This is a genomic window from Leclercia sp. LSNIH8 (genome assembly GCF_002920195.1).
Lineage (GTDB): Bacteria > Pseudomonadota > Gammaproteobacteria > Enterobacterales > Enterobacteriaceae > Enterobacter.
Map to the genome: position 1 here is coordinate 83,372 of NZ_PQJY01000007.1, position 20,883 is coordinate 104,254.

The window sequence follows — 20,883 nt, forward strand, 5'->3', positions numbered from 1 at the left end:
TTTTTTACATTCTCACCCCGATTACCTTACCCCGCTTTACACACCCGCTCCGCCCTATGCTCTACAGTTTTAGTTTGCTGCCGCCTTTCGCGCAGCCTTAGCCCCTTTGCTAACGGAGAGCTTGCATGTTGACCCGACGATTATCCTGCCTTGCGCTGCTGGTGGCGCTGGCCTCACCCGCGTTGGCGGCCGATACCCCCACCTACGGCGAAAAACTGGAAGGTTTTGACTACGCCTGGCCGGTAAAACACTTCACCTTCACCTCGCAAAATCAGGCGCTTGATATGGCTTATCTGGACGTAAAGCCGGAAAAAGCCAACGGCCGCACCGTGGTGCTGATGCACGGTAAAAACTTCTGCGCGGGCACCTGGGACGGCACCATCCGCGCCCTCACTGCCAGCGGCTACCGCGTGGTAGCTCCCGATCAGGTCGGCTTCTGCAAATCCACCAAGCCGGAGCGCTATCAATACACCTTCCAGCAGCTGGCGGATAACACCCATGCCCTGCTGAAAGAACTGGGGATCGATCGCGTTACCGTTATTGGACACTCCACTGGCGGCATGCTGGCGACCCGCTACGCGCTGATGTGGCCCCAGGAGGTGGAACAGCTGGTGATGGTCAACCCGATTGGTCTGGAGGACTGGAAAGCGCGCGGCGTGCCGCACATTACGGTCGATCAGTGGTATCAGCGCGAGCTAAAAACCAGCGCCGACGGCATCCGCCAGTACGAAAAAAACACCTATTACGCCGGAGAGTGGAAGCCGGAATATGAGCGCTGGGTCACCATGCTCGCCGGGCTGAACAACGGGCCGGGTAAAGAGCGCGTGGCCTGGAACTCGGCCCTGCTCTACGACATGATCTACACCCAGCCGGTGATGTATGAATTCAGCGAGCTGAAGATGCCGGTATTATTGATGATCGGTACGAAGGACAATACCGCCATCGGCAAAGATCTCGCCCCGCCGGAAATACGTAAGACGCTGGGCAACTACGCGGTGCTGGGTAAGGAGACGGCGAAGCGTATCCCTCACGCCACGCTGGTGGAGTTTGACGATATGGGTCATGCCCCGCAGATGCAGGATCCCGAACGTTTCCATGAGGCGCTGTTGAAGGAGTTACAGACGCAGTAACGCTTCATGCGGCAGGTAGCGGTTTTCCCCGGCCCGATCCACTGTTTGTTGCTTTATTAATACGACGTTACCTGCTGTTGACGCGCCACGTTTCCCGATATCATGCATGGCTAACCGTAAGGAGAATGCATGGTCTGGATAATGCTGGCTACGCTGGCCGTGGTATTTGTGGTGGGCTTTCGCGTCATGACGTCGGGTTCCCGGCGCGCCATTCGTCGTCTCAGCGAACGGCTGGGGATCACCCCTGTGCCGCTGGAGTCGATGATCGACCAGTTTGGCAAAAGCGCCGGCAACGAGTTTATCCGCTACCTTGAACGTCCCGACGAGGCGCATCTGCTCAATGCCGCGCAGGTGCTGCTGATCTGGCGGGTGTGCATCGTCGACAGCAGTGAAAACAACCTGCAGAACTGGTATCGCCTGCTGCGCAAGGCGCGCCTCGCCGCGCCTATCACCGATGCACAGGTTCGCCTGGCGCTCGGTTTTATGCGCGAAATGGAACCGGATCCCTACGAGCTTAACGCCTTCCAGTTGCGCTATAACCAACTCTTCCTGCCGGAAGAGGGAGTTTTCTTCCTGCACTGATTAAACATCGCCCGGTGACGCTACGCTTACCGGGCCTACCGATCCTGCCGCCCGGCAAAAAGTGCCAAAAGTTGTCAAAACGTTAAATGGATCACATTTAAACTGTTAAACTGCGCGGCTTTCCCGCTCGTTTTCTCCTCAGGTGATGCCATGACAGAACAGATCCAATCCGCCCCTTCGCCCCATGCTGACGCGGTTTCTCGCCCGAACTGGTCGGCGGTTTTTTCCGTGGCGTTTTGCGTCGCCTGCCTGATTACCGTGGAGTTTTTGCCGGTCAGCCTGCTGACGCCGATGGCGCAGGATCTGGGCATCTCTGAAGGGCTGGCGGGCCAGTCGGTTACCGTTACCGCGTTTGTGGCGATGTTTGCCAGCCTGTTTATCACCCAGGCGATCGGCACCATTGACCGTCGCAAGGTGGTGATCCTGTTCAGCGTGCTGCTGACCCTCTCCTGCCTGCTGGTCTCCTTCGCTGAAAGTTTCACCCTGCTGCTGTTAGGGCGCGCCTGCCTCGGGCTGGGGCTCGGTGGGTTCTGGGCGATGTCTGCTTCGCTCACCATGCGGCTGGTGCCAGCGCGTACCGTGCCGAAAGCGCTCTCGGTCATCTTCGGGGCGGTCTCCATCGCGCTGGTGATTGCCGCGCCGCTCGGCAGCTTCCTCGGCGGGATTATCGGCTGGCGCAACGTCTTTAACGGTGCCGCGGTGATGGGCGTGCTCTGTATTCTGTGGGTCTGGAAGGCGCTGCCGTCACTGCCGGGCGAAGCCGCGCACCACAAGCAGAACATGTTCAGCCTGCTGAAACGCCCGGGCGTGCTGGCGGGGATGACCGCCATCTTTATGGCCTTCGCCGGGCAGTTTGCCTTCTTTACCTATATCCGCCCGGTGTTTATGACCATGGCCGGGTTTGACGTCGATGGCTTGACGCTGGTGCTGTTAAGCTTCGGTATCGCCAGCTTTGTCGGCACCTCGCTGTCGGCGCAGTTCCTGAAACGCTCCCTGAAGGTGGCCCTGGCGGGCGCGCCACTGGTGCTGGCGGTCAGCGCGCTTGTGCTGATTCTGTGGGGCAGCGACAAGTGGGTCGCCTCGGCGATCGCCATTATCTGGGGATTTGCCTTTGCGCTGATCCCGGTGGGCTGGTCGACCTGGATCACCCGCTCGCTGGCCGATCAGGCGGAAAAGGCCGGGTCCATTCAGGTGGCGGTGATCCAGTTGGCGAATACCTGCGGTGCGGCGTTGGGCGGCCTGGCGCTGGATAATTTAGGGCTGACCTCACCGGTGGTGATTTCCGGCACCCTGATGCTGTTGACGGCGCTGCTGGTGGCGGGGAAAGTGAAGGCGCAGTAAGTTTTTGGCCCTCTCCCCGCCGGGAGAGGGCATCAGGCTACGACGATGTCTGAGCCCTTCTTCTCGAATCCAGCGAAATCAGCACCACCGACGACACAATCAGCAGCGTGCCCAGCCAGTCCGGCAGGGTAAACGCCACTCCCAGTAAAATCACCGACAGCAGGGCGCTGCTCAGCGGCTCGGCGCAGCTCAGAATGCTCGCCTTTGGCCCGCCAATCATCTGCGCGCCTTTCAGATAGAGGCTGAAAGTCACCGACGTGCCGATCACCACCAGGTAGAAGAAGGCCAGCAGCAGGCTGCCGTCGATAACGAAGGTAGTGCCACGCCCGGCATAGAACGGCGTCAGCATTAATCCGGCCAGCAGCATGCTCCAGCCGACGATCGGCAGGGTGCCGTAGCGGGCAATCAGCACCGAGGGGTAGGTGGTATAGAACGCCGCGGCGAAGGCGGAGGCGATGCCCCAGCAGAGCGCAGCAGGGGAGATGGTCAGCGAAGTCGGATCGCCGTGAGTGACCAGTAAAAAGGTGCCGATGAGCGAGGTCATGATCGCCGCCAGCACGAAAATCCCCGGGCGCTTTTTACGCGCCAGCGCGAACCACGCCACGATAATGGTCGGGGAGAGGAACTGCAGCACGGTGGCGGTGGCGGCGTTGGATTTTTCAATCGTCACCAGGAAGGTGAGCTGGACGATCAGCGCCCCGAACAGAGAGAAAATCAGCAGGCTAAGGGCATCTTTGCGATTTTTGATGACCGAGAAAATCTTGTCACCGTGAATGAATGAGAGTGTCAGCAGGATCACGCCGGCAAACAGCAGGCGAACCATGGTGAGGTAAGGCGAGGAAATATGACTTTTCTCCATGATGTACTGCGCGCAAACCCCTGAGCTGCCCCATAAAATGGCGGCGATCAGGACGTTCAGCATCCCTTTACGTGTGGAACCCATGTTCTCCCCTGCGATATTGGCTTTTCAAAGGCCAGCAGCATAACACGGGGCCTGCCGGGTGGCGCTACGCTTACCCGGCCTACAAAACTTTGTAGGCCCGTGCAAGCGCAGCGCCGCCGGGCGCAGCTGGGGTTAGAACCAGGCTTCCCACATCGCGCCGACGTTGAAGTCGTCGAGCGTTTCGTCTTTGGTGTTGTTCACGCGGGCGGTGCGTTCGTTATCCACCTTGCCGCCGGTGACGTAGAAGCGCAGCATCGGACGGAATTCCGGGCCCATAGCGATAGACATGTTCTGCGACAGGGTCAGCTTCCAGCCTTTGTTATCGCCGCCGTTGTCGTAATCAACATGCTGCCAGCCCGCTTCCAGCCAGGTGGAGTGAACGTCGTTCCACCAGTGCATTGGACGCACGATGGCGTTGTAGTTCTTACGGTTGTCGGTGTTGTCACGGCTGTTGTCATAGTCGTGGAAGGCCAGAATGTACTCCACCTGGGTCGCCGGGGTGAACTTGTGCAGCCCTTCGAAGCTGGCGTACACCGTGGTCAGATCCTCGGTTTTGTTGAACACGCTGTTGTCAGAGTTATCAGAGTAACGGGCGATCACTTTGTTCACGCCGCTGTCGTTGGTATGGCTCAGCACCACGCCACCCTGCCAGGCGTTGGTGCGCTCTTCGGTGTCGATGGCTTTGGAGTCAAAGCCGTAGTTGGCGTACAGCTCCAGATCGATCGGGCCGAGCTTCATGCCGTGAATTTTGGAGGTGGCCGCGTAGTTGCCCTTGTCGCCGGTGCCGGAGCCGCCGGTACAGGTGATGCGCGACGGGTTGGCTTCATCGTCCATCACTTCCGGGCTACAGGATTCCACTGCCGCCACGGTGGCTACGTCAAACTGCACGCCGCCGATGTCGAAGTTCTTCACCCCGGCACCCTGGCCATCGTGGTTCATCCAGAAGTAGTCGTTGATGCCCTGTTGCGGACGCTGGTGGAAGTCACGACCCGCCCAGATATAGGCGTTCGGGTTGGATGCCAGAATATTGGTCACCCCGGCGTAGGCTTTTTTCAGGTTAACTTCGTCGCCCCAGTGGTCAATCATCACGTTGACGTCCCAGATGGCGCCGTTCTCGCCCTTGAAGGCTTTGGAGAGCTGGAACTCGCCGCCGTTGCTTTCGTTACCCAGACGACCAATCGCTGAGGCGCCGTTATAGGAGCCATCTACGGCAACGTATTTCTGATCGGCGGCCTGGAAGTGGGCGCCGTAGCGGGCATAACCGGTAAATTTAATGCCGAACGGGATCGCCATATCCGGAGACTGCGCGGCGCTTTGCGGTTCGTTGATGACGTCGGCTTTTTTCGCTACCGCGGCATCCATTTTTGCCTGGCGTTCTGCCAGCGCTTTATCCACCGCTTTGGCCACAATGGCGTCGATTTGCTCCTGCGTAAATTCTTGTGCGAGTACAGAGATTGGGCAAAGCGCGGCGATAACCGCCATTGTTAATGGAAGTTTTTTAATCATATTCATGGTTATCTCAATATATATTTAAATTTTATTCAGACAATAACCATCCCGTTCCGCATTGACAAAATATGTCGCTACCATCAGAACAAGTTGATTTTTATTTTTTAGGGTACAGAGGTTTTACACTATTATCGTAAAGCTATCTCCATCACTGATATTTAAATATTAGCGCTGGTATAAATGAATAATCTCTTCGGATAATTCACGGGCCAGCAGCGAGTTCATTAAATGATCCTGAGCATGCACCATAATTAAGGTCATCGGTTGACGGGCTTCGCCTGCGTCCTGTTCGATGAGTTTGGTCTGCATATGGTGCGCCTGGCGCGCGTAGCCATCGGCTTCGCGCAGCAGGCTTTTCGCTTCGTCAAAGTTGCCCTGCCGCGCAGCATGCAGTGCTTCAAAGCACAGGCTGCGCGACTGACCAGCATTGACGATGATTTCCATTACTGCTTCTTCTAAGGCAATCATCATCTTCCACTCTATTTATCGAAACTATTATTCAGAGAGGTTTCGGCAAACCATTCTCCGCTCTTTTTAATGGTGCGTTGCTGCGTTTCTAAATCGAGCTGGACAAAGCCATATCGGTTTTTATACGCATTACACCACGACCAGTTATCAATAAATGTCCACATATGGTAGCCAAGGCAATTACAGCCTTCGCTAATGCCTTTATGCAGCCATTTAAGATGTTCAGAAATAAATTCGATACGATATTGGTCGTTAATCTGACCGTTCTCAATAAAACGCTGCTCGTTTTCAACACCCATACCATTTTCAGAAATAAAACAGCGTGGGTTGCCGTAATTATCGCGCAGGTTAATAAGAATATCGTAAATACCTGGCTCGTAGATTTCCCAGCCGCGATGCGGGTTCATTTTGCGGCCCGGCATCTCGTAGCTGTCGAAGAACCACTCTGGCATAAACGGCGCGTTGGGATTAATGGCCGTATCACGGCACTTCACCCGACGCGGCTGGTAGTAGTTAATGCCCAGCAGGTCGATTTTACCGTCGGCAATCAGCGCGCTGTCCTCTGGCAGACAGGCTGGCAGCTGATCGTGCGCTTTCAGCATCGCCACCAGATCGGCCGGGTATTCACCGCACAGCACCGGGTCGAGGAAGCTGCGGTTAAACAGCAGATCGCAATGGTGCGCGGCTTTCACGTCCGCCGGGTTCTGCGAACGCGGATAGGACGGCGTCAGGTTCAGTACGATGCCAATCTCACCGGCATAATGCCCAGCGCGGAAGGCGCGCACCGCCTGAGCATGGGCCAGCACGGTGTGATAAGCCACGGTGGCGGCGCGACGGAAATCGACCACGTTCGGGTAGTGGAAGTCGTACAGATACCCGCCCTCTACCGGCACAATCGGCTCGTTAAAGGTAAACCAGTGCATTACCCGATCACCAAAAAGCTCAAAGCAGGTTTCTGCGTAGCGGGCATAAGCCGCGACCACATCGCGGTTTTCCCAGCCGCCAATCTCCTGCATCGCCATCGGCATGTCGAAGTGGAACAGGGTGATGAATGGCGTAATGCCCTGGGCGATCAGTTCGTCGATCACCTGGTTGTAAAACGCCACCGCTTCCTGGTTCACTTCACCGAGACCTTCCGGGATCAGGCGCGCCCAGCTTATCGAGGTGCGAAAGCTATTGTGGTTCAGCTGCTTTAACAGCTGAATGTCAGCTTTCCAGTTCTGATAAAACGTGGAGGTATTCTGCGGCCCCACCCCGTTGTGAAAGCGATTTGGCTGTGTGGCGAACCAGTGATCCCAGGTGGTTAATCCCTTGCCGCCGCCCTGGCTTTCCCCTTCGGTTTGCAGTGCAGAACAGGCGCTACCCCACCAGAAGTTTTCGGGAAATGCATATTTCATAAAACGTCCTCTTTGACTTAATTGCCGACGGTCTCTGCTGCACCTACAGACGCCTGCGCTTTCTGCTCTTCGGTTTTCACCAGGGAGCGCTCATAAGCACGCAGGAACGGTAAATACATCAGCGCCGACATCACCATACAAATGACGCACATCACCACCGGACTCAGGGCCCAGTTTGCCGCCCAGGAGGCGCCAATCGGAGCCGGTGTCGTCCACGGCGTCAGCGACACAACCTGTGCCAGCCAGCCGAGTTTGGTGGCGGTATACGCCAGACAAGCGTTGATCATCGGAACGAACACGAACGGAATAAACAGCATCGGGTTCATGATGATCGGCGCGCCGAACAGAATCGGTTCGTTGATATTAAAGAAGCTTGGCACGATGCCCATTTTGCCGATAGTGCGCAGGTGCGTTGCACGGCTACGCAGCAGCAGGAAGGCCAGCGGCAGGGTAGAGCCCACGCCGCCAATCAGCAGGTAGTGATCCCAGAAGCCCTGCAGATAGACGTGCGGCAGCGCAGCGCCAGCAGCCAGTGCGGCCTGGTTGGCAGAAAGGTTAGCCATCCAGAATGGGTTCATGATACCGGTGACAATCAGCGCGCCGTGGATGCCGGCAAACCAGAAGATCTGGCACAGCAGCACGGAGAGCAGAATGGCAGGCAGGGAGTCAGAGGCGGAAACCAGCGGCTCCAGCAGGTGCATAATCGCCTGCGGGATAATCATCCCGGTTTGCGCTTCGATAAACAGGTTCAGCGGGTGCAGCGTACCGATTATCACCACCACCGGGATCAGGATCTCAAACGAACGCGCCACGCCGGTTGGCACTTCCTTTGGCAGGCGGATCGTGACGTTATGATCTTTCAGCCAGGCGTAGACGCGGGTGGCATAGATAGAGGTGATCAGCGCGGTGAAGATCCCCTGGCCCGACAGATACTGGGTGGAGATTTTCCCGTCGGCATAAGGGGCGGCGACCAGCAGGAAGGCCATAAAGGCCAGCAGACCGGACATTACCGGGTCGAGATTAAACTGGCGGCCCAGACTGGCGCCAATCCCTACCGCGATGAAGAAGGTCATCACGCCCATGCTGAGGTTAAACGGCAACATCAGCTGGTCGCGGTAGGTTTCAGAGAAATCGAGCCAGCCGCGGGCAAAGCTGTTGGTGGTGTCCGCAGAGAATGGCGGGAAGATGAACACCAGCATAAACGAGCCGATGATCATAAACGGCAGCGCGGCGGTAAAGCCGTCGCGGATGGCAATCACGTACTTCTGCTGGCCCAGCTTGCCTGCCAGCGGCGCGATGGACTGCTCAATGACGGCAACCATAGATTGATATAACGAACTCATGAGAACACCTTCTTAGTGTGCCGCTTCGATGAGCGACAGAGCATAGTCCAGCACTTTATCGCCACGTTGCATACCGTAATCCATTGTATCGATGGACTGAACGGGTATGCCCTGGGTGGCAGCCTTGTCTGAGAGCGTTTTTAGCATGTATTTGACTTGCGGTCCGAGAAGCACGACCTGATATTGCGGAAACTGTGTATCAAATTCTGAAACACCGTACGCATCGATTTTGACGGGGATTCCGCGTTCTTCCGCGGCTTCGACCATTTTCCGTACCAGCAGACTGGTAGACATCCCGGCAGAACAGCACAGCATAATCTTGAACATCGACAACCATCCTCAAAATGTAAATAGTTATTGCGGAGATGATTGGATAACATATGGAAACCGGTTTCCATGCATATAAGACAGAAGTGTGACAGCCATCAAGATCCATTACTTATAGGGGCTGTTTATCGGATTTGGGTCACATATTTTGGCTGCTTTTGCATCACTTAGAGTGGAAACGGAAAATCGGTTTCCATAGAAAACGGAAACAGATATACTCCTGAGTGGCTATAATATGAGCCGAAGTGGAATCAGGAATTACAGGGGCCTGGAGAGACCTGTCAGGGGATAAAGATGTCTACAATCAACGATGTATCACGTCTGGCCGGGGTGTCCAAAGCCACGGTATCACGGGTGTTGAGCGGGTCGCGCGGCGTGAAGGAAGCCAGCCGTCAGGCCGTACTGAAAGCAGTTGAAGAGCTGAACTACCGGCCAAACGTGATTGCCCAATCGCTGCTGAGCCAGACAACCGGTTGTATCGGCGTCATTTGTGCGCAGGACAACATTAACCAGACTACGGGTTACCTTTACGCGCTGGAAAAACACCTCAGCCAGCACCAGAAGCACCTGCTGCTTCGCTTCGCCAATACCAAAGCCGAAGTCATGAGCGCGCTGGATGAACTCTCCTGCGGGCTATGCGATGACATTCTGATTATTGGCGCCCGTTTCCCGTTGCAGATCGATCAGGAGAACGTCATCCTGGTGGATTGCATGGAAACCAATAACGTCAATAGTATCCAGTATGACCACGCTTTTGCCGCGGAAACCGCCTGTAATTTCCTCGCCAGCCAGGGGCGACGCCAGATTGCCCTGATCCACCCGTACGGCAGTGGTTTTGCCGATCAGGTGCTGCTGGGCTACAAGCATGGGCTGGAAAAGAACTTCCTGCCGTTTAATCGCAACCTGGTCTTTATGGAAGCCACCTCATCCTCCGTGGCCTTGCAGGAGTTGCTCAACAACGCCTCCACGCTTAACTTCAACGCCTTGCTGGTGGCCGACGAGCAGGAAGCGCAGCGGGTGATCCCCCAGCTCCAGGCGTTCAACCGATCGGTGCCGGGCGACATCATGGTCTTCAGTCTGGCGGGTTCACTGCATCTGCCGGGTATTCCGACCATTCCGGCGATTGAGTACTCAATGGATGCCATGGCGGCACGGATCGTCAGCTGGCTGAATGAGAAGACCCAGATGCTGGGTTCGTATGTGCTGCGCGGGGATTTAATTATTCCGGATGTGCGTCGCTAAAATATTAAGGGGGCTATATGGCCCCTTTATGCGTAATCAGTAATCCTCCATGCAGTCCACCTGACTGACAGCATCCCAGTAACCCTCCTGGTTGTTCCGCTCCATCGCCACCACCGCGTTTTTGACCAGCATCTGATTCGCCTCAGACGCCATGATCATCGCCTGCCACTCTTTATCGGTTTGCTTGCGTTGTGGGGCACAGGCTTTCTTCACATCCTTTAAAACCGCCTGTTTCATCTGCTCTAACTTTGCCGGATCGTTCATTTCCTGAGCATGAACGAAGGCGGCGAAAAGCAGGCAGACGATGAGGCAAAACAGGTGCGCTGACTTCATGGAAACCTCCGAAAAAAACACACACGTTTATGAAATATATCGTTACATCCGCCTTTGCGACCCAAGCCGAAAGTATTAATTTTGCCAATAGTTGCGCAGGGGTACGACTAAGCGTAGCCGCAGAATTTGCCGGAGAGGAAAGCGCAGAAAAAAAATGTGTGACGGCTGGCGGGTGACAGGTAATAAAGAGTGATGCGACTCGCAAAGGCACTTTTCCGTTGATTGCACTTACATTTTTAACCCGCACGGAGCCAGAATTTGGCGTTTGTATCCCGGGCGGAGTATGCGATAGTCGATCTGCAACGTAACGGGGGATTGATATGCAACTGAGTATTACCGACACCATTACTGAACACGAACAGGAAGAGTTACTCCAGCTACTGCGGATCTATAACAGCCAGTTTATTGATTTTTCCCGCGTGGGGAGCGATCTCGCCGTCTATGCCCGCGATGACAGCGGCAACATGCGCGGCGGACTCATCGGCAACCGCCAGGGCGAGTGGCTGAACATCAAGTACCTGTGGGTATCCGATGAATTGCGTGGTAGCGGGCTTGGCAGCCAGCTGATGCAAGCCGCCGAAGCCGAGGCCCGGAAGCAGGGGTGCCGGCATGCGCTGGTGGACACTTTCAGTTTCCAGGCGCGTCCGTTTTATGAAAAGCAGGGCTATAAGCTGGAAATGACGCTCAACGATTTCCCCTATCCGGGAATACAACGACACTACCTGTCGAAGGCGCTTTAAGCGCCAATACCGCCGCCCATCACCGCCAGAGCATGGCGCACAATACGTTCCGGCGAGAGGGCGCTTAACCTCTCGTCATTGCGCATACGCGAAAAGGGCACCAGCACCAGACTCAACAGGGTGGTGAATAAAAGCTCCGGCGCCAGATCGCGGTTCAGTTTACCTTCCTGCTGCCAGCGGGCGACGGTATCCAGCGTCCCCTGATATTTCTCATCGCCAAAGCGGGCCTGCAGATGCGCACGCAGCACCGGCATTTCACCGATCACCTCCTGCATCCATAGCGGCGCGAACCAGTGATGCTCTCCGGCCAGTTCGGCCAGCTTTTCCACCATCAACGTCAGGGCGGTGACCGGATCGTCCGGGTGAGCGCTGAAAAGCGTCGCGATGGCGCTGCGAAGCGGCAGAAAACGCTCCTCGATCATTGCGTCAAGCAGCTGCTCCCGGGAGTTGAAGTAGTAGTGCAACATCGCCGGCGTCACGCCTGCTTCTTTGGCAATGGCGTTAAGGGAGGTGCGGGCAATCCCCTGGCGCGCAAAGAGATCGAGGGCGATATCCAGCAGCTGCTCCCGGCTGGTGGCGGTGGGTTTGCTTCCGCGTGGGCGTCCGGGGCGGCGAGCCTGTGGCGTAGGGTCGGAATTATCTTTATGTGCTGACATGCGCGGGGGATCCCTTGACCTGATTCATAACTTAGATAAATATTAATTATACGATTAATTAATTTCAAGCGGTGTTTATGGTCTCCGATTCAACAACGCAAACCAAAAACGCGCCCCCGGTGCGGCTGCTCTTCAGCGCGCTCCTGCTGGTGATGCTGCTCTCGGCTCTCGATCAGACCATCGTCTCCACGGCGCTGCCCACCATTGTGGGCGAGCTGGGCGGCCTGGATAAACTCTCCTGGGTCGTGACGGCCTATATCCTCAGCTCCACGATTGTGGTGCCGCTGTACGGTAAGTTTGGCGATCTTTTTGGCCGCAAAATCGTCCTGCAAATTGCGATTATCCTGTTTCTGGTGGGCTCCGCCCTGTGCGGGCTGGCGCAGAACATGACCCAGCTGGTGCTGATGCGCGCCCTGCAAGGGCTGGGCGGCGGGGGGCTGATGGTGATCAGCATGGCGGCGGTGGCGGACGTTATTCCCCCCGCGGAGCGTGGTCGCTATCAGGGCTTATTCGGCGGGGTCTTTGGTCTCGCGACGGTGATTGGTCCGCTGGTCGGTGGTTTTCTGGTGCAGCACGCCTCCTGGCGCTGGATTTTCTACATCAACCTGCCGCTGGGGCTGTTTGCCCTGCTGGTGATTGGCGCGGTCTTCCGCGGCAGCGCGAAGCGCAACAAACATGAGATCGACTATCTGGGGGCGATTTACCTCAGCATGGCCCTGCTGTGCATCATCCTGTTTACCAGCGAAGGGGGCACGGTACGCGAGTGGAGCGACCCGCAGCTGTGGTGCATTCTGGCCTTTGGCCTGACGGGTATCGCCGGGTTTATCTACGAGGAGCGTCTGGCGTGGGAGCCGATTATTCCCCTGTCGCTCTTCCGGGATCGCAGCTTTCTGCTGTGTAGTCTGATTGGCTTTATTATCGGCATGTCGCTGTTTGGCTCGGTCACCTTCCTGCCGCTATATCTGCAGATTGTCAAAGAGGCGACCCCGACCCAGGCCGGTTTACAGCTGATCCCGCTGATGGGCGGACTGCTGCTAACCTCGATTATTAGCGGTCGCATTATCAGTCGCACCGGGAAATATCGCCTGTTTCCGATCCTCGGCACCCTGCTGGGTGTGGTCGGCATGGCCCTGCTCACGCGGATCACCATCGAATCACCGGTCTGGCAGCTTTACCTGTTTACCGGCGTGCTGGGGGCGGGGCTGGGTCTGGTGATGCAGGTGCTGGTGCTGGCAGTACAGAACAGCGTCTCATCCAGCCAGTACGGTGTGGCCACTTCGGGCGTGACCCTGTTCCGCTCCATCGGCGGGGCCATTGGCGTGGCGCTGTTTGGCGCGGTCTTCACCCACGTATTGCAGTCGGGCCTGATAGCGCGGATCCCTGAGGGAACCGAACTGCCGCGGGAGATGAATCCCACCGCCATTCATCACCTGCCGGATGCCCTGCGCCTGGACTACCTGGACGCCTTTGGTTCGGCCATTCATGCGGTGTTTTTGATGGCTGCCGGGATCATGGTGCTGGCCTTTGTGCTGTCGTGGTTCCTGCGCGAGGCGCCGCTGCGCAAGCGGGAGGCGTAAGGTTAGTGGGTCTGCTATTTGTTGCGAGTCGCTTTCCGAATTTTGACGCTCTGACTTGTCATTCCCGACGGTGCTGGCGCATGCTTTGGCCTGGTCAATAAACCAGCAGAGGTTGCGATGGAACGTAAAGCAAAACTGTTCAAAAAAGGGCAAAACCAGGCGGTTTTACTGCCTGCTGAGTTCGCGTTTGATGCGGAGAGTGTCTGGATCCGGCGGGATGAAGAGGGGAATGTGGTTTTGGCTGCAAAACCTGCCAAGGAAAAAAGCTGGGATGAATTTTTCAGGATGTTGGAAAACACCACCGTACCGGATTCATTTTTAAGTCCGGAGGAAAGAAATCAGAGTATTACAAAGAGGGATCCTTTGGATGGAGTTCAGGTATGAAACATATGCTGGATACGAATATTGTGAGCCATTTATTTAAAAGGCATCCCGGTGTTGTAAATAGAATGACTAACCTGAAGCCAGCGGACGTATGTATCTCAAGTATCACAGAAGCGGAGCTGCTTTATGGGGCGGATAAAAAACAAAGCACCAGGTTAAAAGAGACCATAAAGACGTTTCTGAGCACTATCACTATCTATGACTGGGACAGTGACGCCGCAGCCGCTTACGGCAAACTCCGTGCTGAGATGGAAACTCGAGGTAAAGTGATGGCAGATCTTGATCAGTTGATCGCAGCCCATGCCATCAGCCGGGGCACAACGATTGTGACTAACGATCATGCTTTCGGAATGGTACAGGAGTTGACTATCGAGGACTGGACTACAGCGGCGTGAGCCCCAACGCCCGGTGGCGCGACGCTTACCGGGCCTACGACAGTTCTCTGTCTCTTCACGTAGGCGGGGCAAGCGCAGCGCCGCCCGGCAATACCTGCATATAACTTATCCTTCTTATTGATGCCTTTTCGTTTTTTAACCTGCCGCTGGGTTGCCGATATAGTCGATAAAACATTTCTCAAAAGGATATGACCGGTGAAACTTCGATTGGGTGCGCTTCTTCTTGCTGGCCTGCTGCTGGCGGGCTGTGACCAAAGCGGCAGCGATGCTAAACACATTAAAGTCGGCGTGATCAACGGCGCCGAGCAGGACGTGGCAGAAGTCGCCAAAAAAGTGGCGAAAGAGAAGTTCGGCCTCGACGTTGAGCTGGTGGGTTTTAGCGGCTCGCTGCTGCCAAACGATGCCACTGACCACGGTGAGCTGGACGCCAACGTCTTCCAGCATCGCCCATTCCTGGCGGAAGACAACAAAGCGCACGGCTACAAGCTGGTGGCGGTGGGCAACACCTTTGTCTTCCCGATGGCGGGTTATTCCCGCAAGATCAAATCGGTCTCTGAACTCAAAGATGGCGCAACCATCGCCATCCCGAACGACCCCACCAACCTGGGCCGTGCGCTGTTGCTGCTGCAAAACGAAAAGCTGATCGCCCTGAAACCGGACGTCGGTTTGCTGCCGACGGCGCTGGATATCACCGCCAACCCAAAAAACCTGAAAATCATGGAGCTGGAGGGGGCGCAACTGCCGCGCGTGCTGGACGATCCGAAAGTGGATGTGGCGATTATCAGCACCACCTATCTCCAGCAAACCGGGCTGTCGCCGGTGCATGACAGCGTCTTTATCGAAGATAAAAACTCGCCTTACGTGAACATTGTGGTGACGCGGGAAGATAATAAAGATGCGCAGAAGGTGAAGGAGTTTATCCAGGCCTACCAGTCACCAGAGGTCGCGAAAGCAGCAGAGACCATCTTTAACGGCGGGGCAGTGCCGGGCTGGGAATAAAACTTCATGCCGCTCACTGCGGCATGAAAATAAGTTGGCCCAATCCCATCGTTGAATGCCCTTTAGCCCACATTCTGCCGCTCCTCCTCCGGCTATCCTATCTGCAATACAGACCGGAGGAGAGCTCATGAACATCACCCATATTCGTAACGCGACACAGCTTATCACCTATGCCGGAAAGCGCTTTCTGGTTGACCCGATGCTGGCACCTAAAGGGACTTACCCCGGCTTTCCGGGCACCGCCCGGGAGGCGATCCGCAACCCGATGGTGGAACTGCCCTGTCCGATTGAAACCCTGCTGGATGTCGATGCCGTTATCGTAACCCATACCCACCCGGATCACTGGGATCAGTACGCCATCGAGCGGATCGCCAAAGACAAACCGATCTTCGTTCAGAACGAAGATGACGCGCAGCTTCTGCGCAGCCAGGGCTTCACCCATCTTAACGTGCTGACGGACAACAGCCCGTTTGGCGATATCCGGCTAAGTAAAACCGACGGCGGCCAGCACGGTACCGATCGTGCCTATGCGGTGCCGGAGCTGGCGGAGCGACTGGGCGAAGCTTGCGGCGTGGTGTTTCGTCATCCTGACGAAAAGACGCTCTGCATTGTTGGGGATACGATCTGGCGCGAGGCGGTGGCGACCGATCTGCAAAAACATCAGCCGGATGTGGTGGTCATCAACGCCGGTTATGCCCACGTGATCGGGTTTGGGCCGATCATCATGGGTCAGGAGGATGTGCTGAATATCCACTTCCTGCTACCGCAGGCGAAAATTGTGGCGGTCCATATGGAGGCCATCAACCACTGCCTGCTGACCCGCAGCGCGTTGCGCCAGTATGCAGAGGATAATCAGGTCAGCGACGTGCTGAGCATTCCTCAGGATGGTGAATCCGTTATATTCTGAGGCAATCAGGGGAAAGGAGAGATCAATGCCGCTTACTCACGTTGCCATTGTCGCCGTGGACGGGTTTAGCCCGTTCCACTACTCCGTTCCCTGCATTCTGTTTGGCGATACCGTTTCCGGTAAAAAGCGTTTTAATGTGACGATCTGCGCCGAAAATCCAGGGTTACTCACCTCCCATGACGGCTTTGCGCTCAATGCCACCCACGATTTTTCGGCCATCACAGAGGCCGATATCGTTGTAGTGCCCTACTGGGCACATGTGCTTGAACGCCCACCGCAGGCGCTGCTCGACAGCCTGGTGCAGGCCAAAGACCGCGGGGCGGAGATCGTCGGGTTGTGTCTGGGGTCGTTTGTTCTCGGATATGCTGGCATTCTCGACGGCAAACGCGCGGCAACGCACTGGGAATTCGAACGCCAGTTTCAGACGCTTTTCCCGAACGTGCAGCTCGATATCAACGCGCTGTACGTTGATGACGACCGCATCATCACCTCTGCCGGTACTGCCGCCGCGCTGGACTGCTGCCTGTACATTATCCGTCAGCGCTTTGGCGGCGTGGTGGCAAATCAGATTGCCCGGCGGATGATCGTGCCGCCCCACCGCGAGGGCGGGCAGGCGCAGTTTATCGCCCAGCCGGTGCCGGAAACCACCCGTGATGCGCGGATCAACAACCTGATCGACTATCTCCAGCGTAACATCAGCCAGCCGCTCAGCCTGGATGCGCTGGCAGAGAGCGTGGCGATGAGTCGCCGCACCCTGACCCGCCATTTTATGAAAGCCACCGGGATGAGTGTGGTCTCGTGGATCACCGCCGAACGCCTGCGGCGTAGCCAGCTGTTGCTGGAGAGCAGCAATCTGCCGATAGAGGCGGTGGCAGAGCAGGTGGGCTATCTCTCCGCCGTGACCTGGCGTCAGCAGTTTAAGGCCCGCTTTGGCGTCAGCCCGGCGGAGTGGCGAAAAACCTTCCGCACACAGGCCCAGGCCGGGTAAGCGTAGCGCCTTCCGGCATTTACCCCAGCCGCGCCATTCTCGTCTCGCCTTCCACCATCGACAGCTGATACAGCGAAAACGATCGATGCTTCTCAATCAGGTTCGCCAGCTCCGGCGAGTGGCTGGTGAGCCAGATCTGCGAATAGCGGCTGGCCTCAGCAATCAGGCTCGCCAGGGCAGGCAGCATCTGCGGATGCAGGCTGTTTTCCGGTTCGTTGAGGGCGATAAAGGCGGGCGGGCGCGGGCTGAGCAGGGCCACCGCCAGACAGAGAAAACGCAGCGTGCCGTCGGAAAACTCTACGGGCTCCAGCGGCCGGCTTAAGCCTTCGCGCTGCATCATCATCCGGAAACGTCCCCCCGTATTGTCGCTGTAAAAGACGCAGCCGGGGAAAGCCTGGTCGAGAATACGCATCAGCAGCATTTCGTCGCCAATCTCGACGATGGTCTGAAACGCGGCCGCCAGGTTTGCGCCGTCGCTGGCCAGCACTGGGGAGCGGAACCCCACCTGCGGGGCGCGCATCGCCGAACCGGATGAGACAGAAAACTCATGATAAAAACGCCAGTTACGCAGGGATTCGCGCATCTGCGACACCTCGGGGTAGAGGTGCGGCTCGCCGAGCTGGCCGAAGACCGATTCGTTCTCATACAGGGTGCCGCTGTGGGTCACCTTCTCGTGATGAACATTATTCAGAAACACGGTCTGGTTTTTGCGCTGCATCAGGCGTGCGGAGGGGCGCCGCTGATGGCCGCTCAGCCAGATGGACTCCTCTTTGATGACCGGATCGAGCTGAAACTGCGAGGGATAAGGCAGCTTTTCAACAAAACCCACCTGCAGTTCATACTCGTAGGTTTCGGTTTCCACCGCCAGATTCATCCGCCGCAGCTGATCGCTGCGGGTTTTGCCTGCCCAGAACACCTTCAGAATGCCGCCTTCATTTGCCAGCGCCTGGGAAAACTGCCCCTGCGCCGCGCTGTGCATCAGGTGGATGGCTTTATAGATATTCGATTTTCCGCTGCCGTTCGGGCCGAAAACGATATTGAGCTGCTCCAGATCCAGCGACATGTCGCGAATTGAGCGGTAGTTTTGAATGTGCAGGGAGTTGATCATGGGCGGACCCTTTTGCGGCTTAAGCCTGTATAAAGCTACAGTATTTTAAGCAAACTGCAAAAAAAAGACGACAGTGAGGGTGTCGTCTAAACGGGGTACTGCTTTGGGCCTCTGTGGGTCAATGGGGCCTTCGCATTGTGAATTTCAGGCTACAGCGAGACGCAGACCTAAATCATCCGGGTAGGGATCAAAGTAGTTTTGCGTCATCAGGTACTGGTCAGGATATTCCGCCAGATAGTGCTTCAGCAGCGTGAGCGGGGCGAGAATAGGCAGTAACCCGTCACGGTAATGCAGGATCACATCACGCAATTCGCCACGCTGGCGGCTGTTAAGCTGGTTACGGAAATAGCCCTGAATATGCATCAGGACATTAGTGTGGTTTTTGCGCGAGGCGGGTTGCTTCAGGATCGCCATCAGCTTTTCGCGGTACGCCTCGAAGAAAGCATTCAGATCCTCCCACTCGTGCAGCGAAGCGACGAACGGGCCAACCTCCCGATAGCCTGCCTGATGATGGGCCAGCAGCTGAAGTTTGTAACGACTGTGGAAGTCCAGCAGCGCGCGGCGCGTCAGGCCATTAGCGCGCAGGGTGTTCAGTTCGTGAAGGGCAAAGACGCGCTCAACAAAATTCTCCCGCAGTACCGGATCGTGCAGGCGTCCATCTTCCTCCACCGGTAGCCACGGCCAGGTTTCAAGGAGCGCAGCGGTGAACAGCCCGACACCCTCCTTGCGGCCCCGGTTGCCGTTTTCATCATAAAGCCGCACGCGTTCCATGCCGCAGCTGGGGGATTTGGCACAGACGATAAAGCCAGCAAGATCGCCGATTTTTGGCAGATAACCCGCCGCAAAATCGACCATCTTCTGCGTAACGTCTTCGTGAGGCGATTTGCTGAACCGCATCTGCGTCTCACCGCTGTCGGTCAGGACCAGGCGCAGCGCCGGACGAGGCGTCGGCAGACCAATAGCCATTTCCGGACAGACGGGCCTGAAGTTGACCCACTGGGCCAGCTCATCCATGACAAAGCCCATACGCTTATGCCCGCCGTCGAAGCGAACGGCGGAACCGGTTAAACATCCGCTAATACCCAGCACAGGTTTTGTTGTCATGGTGTGTACCTCCAGAGCCTATATCTAAAAGTTACACAACTTGACTATTTTGTCCAAGTATTGGCGAGATTATTTTTTAATATCTATAAATATCAATAGTTTTTAGCTGCCCTTGTAGGTCGAGTAACCGTACTGGCTGAGCAGCAGAGGGATGTGCAGCTTCTCGTTGGTGCGGGTCACGGTAAACAGCACCGGGATCTCCGGGAAGAATGACTGCAGCTTATTCGCCTGGAAGTACTCTGCGGTTTTAAACGTCACTTTATAGACGCCAGGTTGCATATCCTGATCGTCTGGATAGAGCGACTTGATGCGGCCATCCTGGTCGGTTTTGCCGCTGGCAACAGGGGTCCATTTGTCCTGCTGCTGTTTTTCCAGCGTGACGCTGACGCCCGGCGGTGGCGTACCGGTTTGCTGGTCAAGAATATGCACGCTCAGCGTACCGAGAGGGGCGCTAAAGGCGACAGGAGCAAAGGCCATAGAGGCCAGGATCAGCAGAGGGGCACTTTTTTTCATTGGGTTTTCCTGTGGAGTAGTAAGTCACAGGAAAACGTTAGCATTTGCTGCGCGGGAAAATATTCAACTTTTCGTGACAATTCCCGCAGAAGAAAATCATCGGAGGATAATCACCTCAAGGGAAACCTGCTGCTGCCACTGCTCAACCTGCCTTTTGCGCGCGGCATTGAGCTTACCGCTGGTGACCAACAGCCACTTGCGGTCCGGGAACATCTCCGGCGCCAGAGCGGCAGGCGGAATGGGCAGGAGGTTGATACGGTGGCCCTGGCCGGTGTGCGCTAAGGCTTCAAGCCAGATTTCACAGGGGTCGTTCAGGTGCCAGCCGCTGAGCAGAAGGTTGTCGCCCGGCGCTTTCTTGTCGCCCTCAAGGCAAAACGAGGTATAGGCGATGATAATGCCATCGAGGATCTCGCGCAGGGTCATGGCGGCGGGAACGTTCGCCGAGACCTGGCTGCGCAGCGGGCGTAACACCTTCGCGACCAGCTCTGGCCGCGGGTACTCGCGGCCGGCATCGTAAATCATCTGGCGCAGGGATTCGATTTTGCCCGCCTGCAGACGGTCCAGCATGTTTTGTTGCAGCGTTTGCCAGTTGTTGGTACGGCTCGGTGCAGGGCGCTCTAGCAGTGGTTTCACCTGGCCAATCGGGACGCCTTTTTTCACCCAGTCGAGGATTTTCAGCGCCTGTTGGACATCCTCCTCGCTGTACTGGCGATGGCCGCCCTCCGTGCGCTGCGGCTTGAGTAAACCGTAGCGGCGCTGCCACGCCCGCAGGGTGGTGGCGGTGATCCCGCTGAGTCTGGCGAATTCGCCGATGGAGTAGGCCATGTCTGCGTCCGAAGGAAAGGATTAATCTCAATATACTACGAATATTTGCCTGCGGGATGAAGCACCACACCG

23 protein-coding genes are annotated in these 20,883 nt (G+C 56.5%); 11 read left to right on the forward strand and 12 right to left on the reverse strand.

Annotation, left to right across the window (positions count from 1 at the left end):
- The first annotated feature begins 125 nt into the window (after positions 1–125).
- From C3406_RS18815 to nepI, 3 genes are all read left to right on the forward strand, one after another.
- The gene (locus C3406_RS18815) at positions 126–1,130 is read left to right on the forward strand and encodes an alpha/beta fold hydrolase (RefSeq protein ID WP_103824269.1); all 1,005 of its coding nucleotides are present in this window, start codon (positions 126–128) and stop codon (positions 1,128–1,130) included.
- Between the two features lie 129 nt (positions 1,131–1,259).
- Positions 1,260–1,712, forward strand: coding sequence for a DUF1198 domain-containing protein (locus C3406_RS18820; protein WP_103824270.1), 453 nt, complete (start codon positions 1,260–1,262; stop codon positions 1,710–1,712).
- A 150-nt stretch (positions 1,713–1,862) separates the two neighbouring features.
- The gene (nepI, locus tag C3406_RS18825) at positions 1,863–3,053 is read left to right on the forward strand and encodes a purine ribonucleoside efflux pump NepI (RefSeq protein ID WP_103824271.1); all 1,191 of its coding nucleotides are present in this window, start codon (positions 1,863–1,865) and stop codon (positions 3,051–3,053) included.
- Positions 3,054–3,090: 37 nt separating this feature from the next.
- Here nepI and C3406_RS18830 read toward each other — a convergent pair whose 3' ends face one another.
- The 6 genes from C3406_RS18830 to C3406_RS18855 all read right to left on the reverse strand — a co-directional run bounded on the left by C3406_RS18830 (position 3,091) and on the right by C3406_RS18855 (position 9,040).
- Positions 3,091–3,996 (reverse strand): EamA family transporter, encoded by a 906-nt coding sequence (locus C3406_RS18830; protein ID WP_103824272.1) that lies wholly within the window; start codon positions 3,994–3,996, stop codon positions 3,091–3,093.
- A gap of 132 nt (positions 3,997–4,128) precedes the next feature.
- Positions 4,129–5,508, reverse strand: a complete 1,380-nt coding sequence (locus tag C3406_RS18835; protein WP_103824273.1) for a carbohydrate porin — start codon at positions 5,506–5,508, stop codon at positions 4,129–4,131.
- A 162-nt stretch (positions 5,509–5,670) separates the two neighbouring features.
- Positions 5,671–5,973, reverse strand: a complete 303-nt coding sequence (locus C3406_RS18840; RefSeq protein WP_072250852.1) for a PTS lactose/cellobiose transporter subunit IIA — start codon at positions 5,971–5,973, stop codon at positions 5,671–5,673.
- Positions 5,974–5,984: 11 nt separating this feature from the next.
- Complete coding sequence (locus C3406_RS18845; RefSeq protein WP_103824274.1) at positions 5,985–7,370, reverse strand: glycoside hydrolase family 1 protein; 1,386 nt, start codon at positions 7,368–7,370, stop codon at positions 5,985–5,987.
- A gap of 17 nt (positions 7,371–7,387) precedes the next feature.
- A complete protein-coding gene (locus C3406_RS18850; protein WP_103824275.1) occupies positions 7,388–8,713 on the reverse strand; it encodes a PTS sugar transporter subunit IIC in 1,326 nt (441 codons plus the stop codon).
- A gap of 12 nt (positions 8,714–8,725) precedes the next feature.
- Positions 8,726–9,040 (reverse strand): PTS sugar transporter subunit IIB, encoded by a 315-nt coding sequence (locus C3406_RS18855; protein WP_103824276.1) that lies wholly within the window; start codon positions 9,038–9,040, stop codon positions 8,726–8,728.
- Positions 9,041–9,334: 294 nt separating this feature from the next.
- Here C3406_RS18855 and C3406_RS18860 point away from each other — a divergent pair, with 294 nt between their 5' ends.
- Positions 9,335–10,282, forward strand: coding sequence for a LacI family DNA-binding transcriptional regulator (locus tag C3406_RS18860; RefSeq protein ID WP_103824277.1), 948 nt, complete (start codon positions 9,335–9,337; stop codon positions 10,280–10,282).
- 36 nt (positions 10,283–10,318) lie between these two features.
- Here C3406_RS18860 and C3406_RS18865 read toward each other — a convergent pair whose 3' ends face one another.
- Positions 10,319–10,615 (reverse strand): YicS family protein, encoded by a 297-nt coding sequence (locus C3406_RS18865; RefSeq protein ID WP_103177671.1) that lies wholly within the window; start codon positions 10,613–10,615, stop codon positions 10,319–10,321.
- Between the two features lie 320 nt (positions 10,616–10,935).
- On the opposite strand from C3406_RS18865, the gene C3406_RS18870 reads away from it, so the two are divergent.
- Positions 10,936–11,355 carry a GNAT family N-acetyltransferase gene (locus C3406_RS18870; RefSeq protein WP_103824278.1) on the forward strand — a complete coding sequence of 140 codons (420 nt, stop codon included), beginning with the start codon at positions 10,936–10,938 and terminating at the stop codon, positions 11,353–11,355.
- Here the strand turns inward: C3406_RS18870 and C3406_RS18875 are convergent.
- Positions 11,352–12,011: a TetR/AcrR family transcriptional regulator gene (locus C3406_RS18875; RefSeq protein ID WP_103824279.1), complete on the reverse strand. Its 660-nt coding sequence runs from the start codon at positions 12,009–12,011 to the stop codon at positions 11,352–11,354. The genes C3406_RS18870 and C3406_RS18875 overlap by 4 nt on opposite strands.
- A 77-nt stretch (positions 12,012–12,088) precedes the next feature.
- Between C3406_RS18875 and C3406_RS18880 the strand changes: the two genes are divergently transcribed.
- The 6 genes from C3406_RS18880 (at position 12,089) to C3406_RS18905 (ending at position 17,261) form a co-directional block, all read left to right on the forward strand.
- Positions 12,089–13,588: an MDR family MFS transporter gene (locus C3406_RS18880; RefSeq protein WP_103824280.1), complete on the forward strand. Its 1,500-nt coding sequence runs from the start codon at positions 12,089–12,091 to the stop codon at positions 13,586–13,588.
- Between the two features lie 117 nt (positions 13,589–13,705).
- The gene (locus tag C3406_RS18885) at positions 13,706–13,972 is read left to right on the forward strand and encodes an antitoxin (RefSeq protein ID WP_103824281.1); all 267 of its coding nucleotides are present in this window, start codon (positions 13,706–13,708) and stop codon (positions 13,970–13,972) included.
- Complete coding sequence (locus tag C3406_RS18890; RefSeq protein ID WP_103824282.1) at positions 13,969–14,367, forward strand: type II toxin-antitoxin system VapC family toxin; 399 nt, start codon at positions 13,969–13,971, stop codon at positions 14,365–14,367. Before C3406_RS18885 ends, C3406_RS18890 begins: the two co-directional genes overlap by 4 nt.
- 195 nt (positions 14,368–14,562) lie before the next feature.
- Entirely contained in the window at positions 14,563–15,366 is an 804-nt protein-coding gene (gene nlpA / locus C3406_RS18895; protein ID WP_103824283.1) for a lipoprotein NlpA, read from the forward strand.
- 127 nt (positions 15,367–15,493) lie between these two features.
- Positions 15,494–16,273, forward strand: a complete 780-nt coding sequence (locus C3406_RS18900) for an MBL fold metallo-hydrolase (RefSeq protein WP_103824284.1) — start codon at positions 15,494–15,496, stop codon at positions 16,271–16,273.
- Between the two features lie 25 nt (positions 16,274–16,298).
- Positions 16,299–17,261, forward strand: coding sequence for a GlxA family transcriptional regulator (locus C3406_RS18905; RefSeq protein ID WP_103824285.1), 963 nt, complete (start codon positions 16,299–16,301; stop codon positions 17,259–17,261).
- A 19-nt stretch (positions 17,262–17,280) separates the two neighbouring features.
- Here the strand turns inward: C3406_RS18905 and C3406_RS18910 are convergent, their stop codons facing one another.
- From C3406_RS18910 to C3406_RS18925, 4 genes are all read right to left on the reverse strand, one after another.
- Complete coding sequence (locus C3406_RS18910) at positions 17,281–18,369, reverse strand: AAA family ATPase (RefSeq protein WP_103824286.1); 1,089 nt, start codon at positions 18,367–18,369, stop codon at positions 17,281–17,283.
- A gap of 144 nt (positions 18,370–18,513) precedes the next feature.
- Complete coding sequence (locus C3406_RS18915) at positions 18,514–19,473, reverse strand: YbgA family protein (RefSeq protein WP_103824287.1); 960 nt, start codon at positions 19,471–19,473, stop codon at positions 18,514–18,516.
- A gap of 102 nt (positions 19,474–19,575) precedes the next feature.
- The gene (uraH, locus tag C3406_RS18920) at positions 19,576–19,986 is read right to left on the reverse strand and encodes a hydroxyisourate hydrolase (RefSeq protein WP_103824288.1); all 411 of its coding nucleotides are present in this window, start codon (positions 19,984–19,986) and stop codon (positions 19,576–19,578) included.
- Positions 19,987–20,082: 96 nt separating this feature from the next.
- Positions 20,083–20,811, reverse strand: a complete 729-nt coding sequence (locus C3406_RS18925; RefSeq protein WP_103824289.1) for a MerR family transcriptional regulator — start codon at positions 20,809–20,811, stop codon at positions 20,083–20,085.
- Between the last annotated feature and the right edge of the window lie 72 nt (positions 20,812–20,883).

What these genes read in the sequence shown, in the direction of transcription:
- C3406_RS18910 (WP_103824286.1), bottom strand. Translation starts at nt 18,369, where the DNA reads ATGATCAACTCCCTGCACATTCAAAACTACCGCTCAATTCGCGACATG.
- C3406_RS18915 (WP_103824287.1), bottom strand. Translation starts at nt 19,473, where the DNA reads ATGACAACAAAACCTGTGCTGGGTATTAGCGGATGTTTAACCGGTTCC.
- C3406_RS18830 (WP_103824272.1), bottom strand. Translation starts at nt 3,996, where the DNA reads ATGGGTTCCACACGTAAAGGGATGCTGAACGTCCTGATCGCCGCCATT.
- C3406_RS18890 (WP_103824282.1), top strand. Translation starts at nt 13,969, where the DNA reads ATGAAACATATGCTGGATACGAATATTGTGAGCCATTTATTTAAAAGG.
- C3406_RS18875 (WP_103824279.1), bottom strand. Translation starts at nt 12,011, where the DNA reads ATGTCAGCACATAAAGATAATTCCGACCCTACGCCACAGGCTCGCCGC.
- C3406_RS18835 (WP_103824273.1), bottom strand. Translation starts at nt 5,508, where the DNA reads ATGAATATGATTAAAAAACTTCCATTAACAATGGCGGTTATCGCCGCG.
- uraH (WP_103824288.1), bottom strand. Translation starts at nt 19,986, where the DNA reads ATGAAAAAAAGTGCCCCTCTGCTGATCCTGGCCTCTATGGCCTTTGCT.
- C3406_RS18905 (WP_103824285.1), top strand. Translation starts at nt 16,299, where the DNA reads ATGCCGCTTACTCACGTTGCCATTGTCGCCGTGGACGGGTTTAGCCCG.
- C3406_RS18820 (WP_103824270.1), top strand. Translation starts at nt 1,260, where the DNA reads ATGGTCTGGATAATGCTGGCTACGCTGGCCGTGGTATTTGTGGTGGGC.
- C3406_RS18850 (WP_103824275.1), bottom strand. Translation starts at nt 8,713, where the DNA reads ATGAGTTCGTTATATCAATCTATGGTTGCCGTCATTGAGCAGTCCATC.
- C3406_RS18815 (WP_103824269.1), top strand. Translation starts at nt 126, where the DNA reads ATGTTGACCCGACGATTATCCTGCCTTGCGCTGCTGGTGGCGCTGGCC.
- C3406_RS18855 (WP_103824276.1), bottom strand. Translation starts at nt 9,040, where the DNA reads ATGTTCAAGATTATGCTGTGCTGTTCTGCCGGGATGTCTACCAGTCTG.
- C3406_RS18880 (WP_103824280.1), top strand. Translation starts at nt 12,089, where the DNA reads ATGGTCTCCGATTCAACAACGCAAACCAAAAACGCGCCCCCGGTGCGG.
- C3406_RS18870 (WP_103824278.1), top strand. Translation starts at nt 10,936, where the DNA reads ATGCAACTGAGTATTACCGACACCATTACTGAACACGAACAGGAAGAG.
- C3406_RS18840 (WP_072250852.1), bottom strand. Translation starts at nt 5,973, where the DNA reads ATGATTGCCTTAGAAGAAGCAGTAATGGAAATCATCGTCAATGCTGGT.
- C3406_RS18885 (WP_103824281.1), top strand. Translation starts at nt 13,706, where the DNA reads ATGGAACGTAAAGCAAAACTGTTCAAAAAAGGGCAAAACCAGGCGGTT.
- C3406_RS18925 (WP_103824289.1), bottom strand. Translation starts at nt 20,811, where the DNA reads ATGGCCTACTCCATCGGCGAATTCGCCAGACTCAGCGGGATCACCGCC.
- C3406_RS18865 (WP_103177671.1), bottom strand. Translation starts at nt 10,615, where the DNA reads ATGAAGTCAGCGCACCTGTTTTGCCTCATCGTCTGCCTGCTTTTCGCC.
- C3406_RS18860 (WP_103824277.1), top strand. Translation starts at nt 9,335, where the DNA reads ATGTCTACAATCAACGATGTATCACGTCTGGCCGGGGTGTCCAAAGCC.
- nepI (WP_103824271.1), top strand. Translation starts at nt 1,863, where the DNA reads ATGACAGAACAGATCCAATCCGCCCCTTCGCCCCATGCTGACGCGGTT.
- C3406_RS18845 (WP_103824274.1), bottom strand. Translation starts at nt 7,370, where the DNA reads ATGAAATATGCATTTCCCGAAAACTTCTGGTGGGGTAGCGCCTGTTCT.
- C3406_RS18900 (WP_103824284.1), top strand. Translation starts at nt 15,494, where the DNA reads ATGAACATCACCCATATTCGTAACGCGACACAGCTTATCACCTATGCC.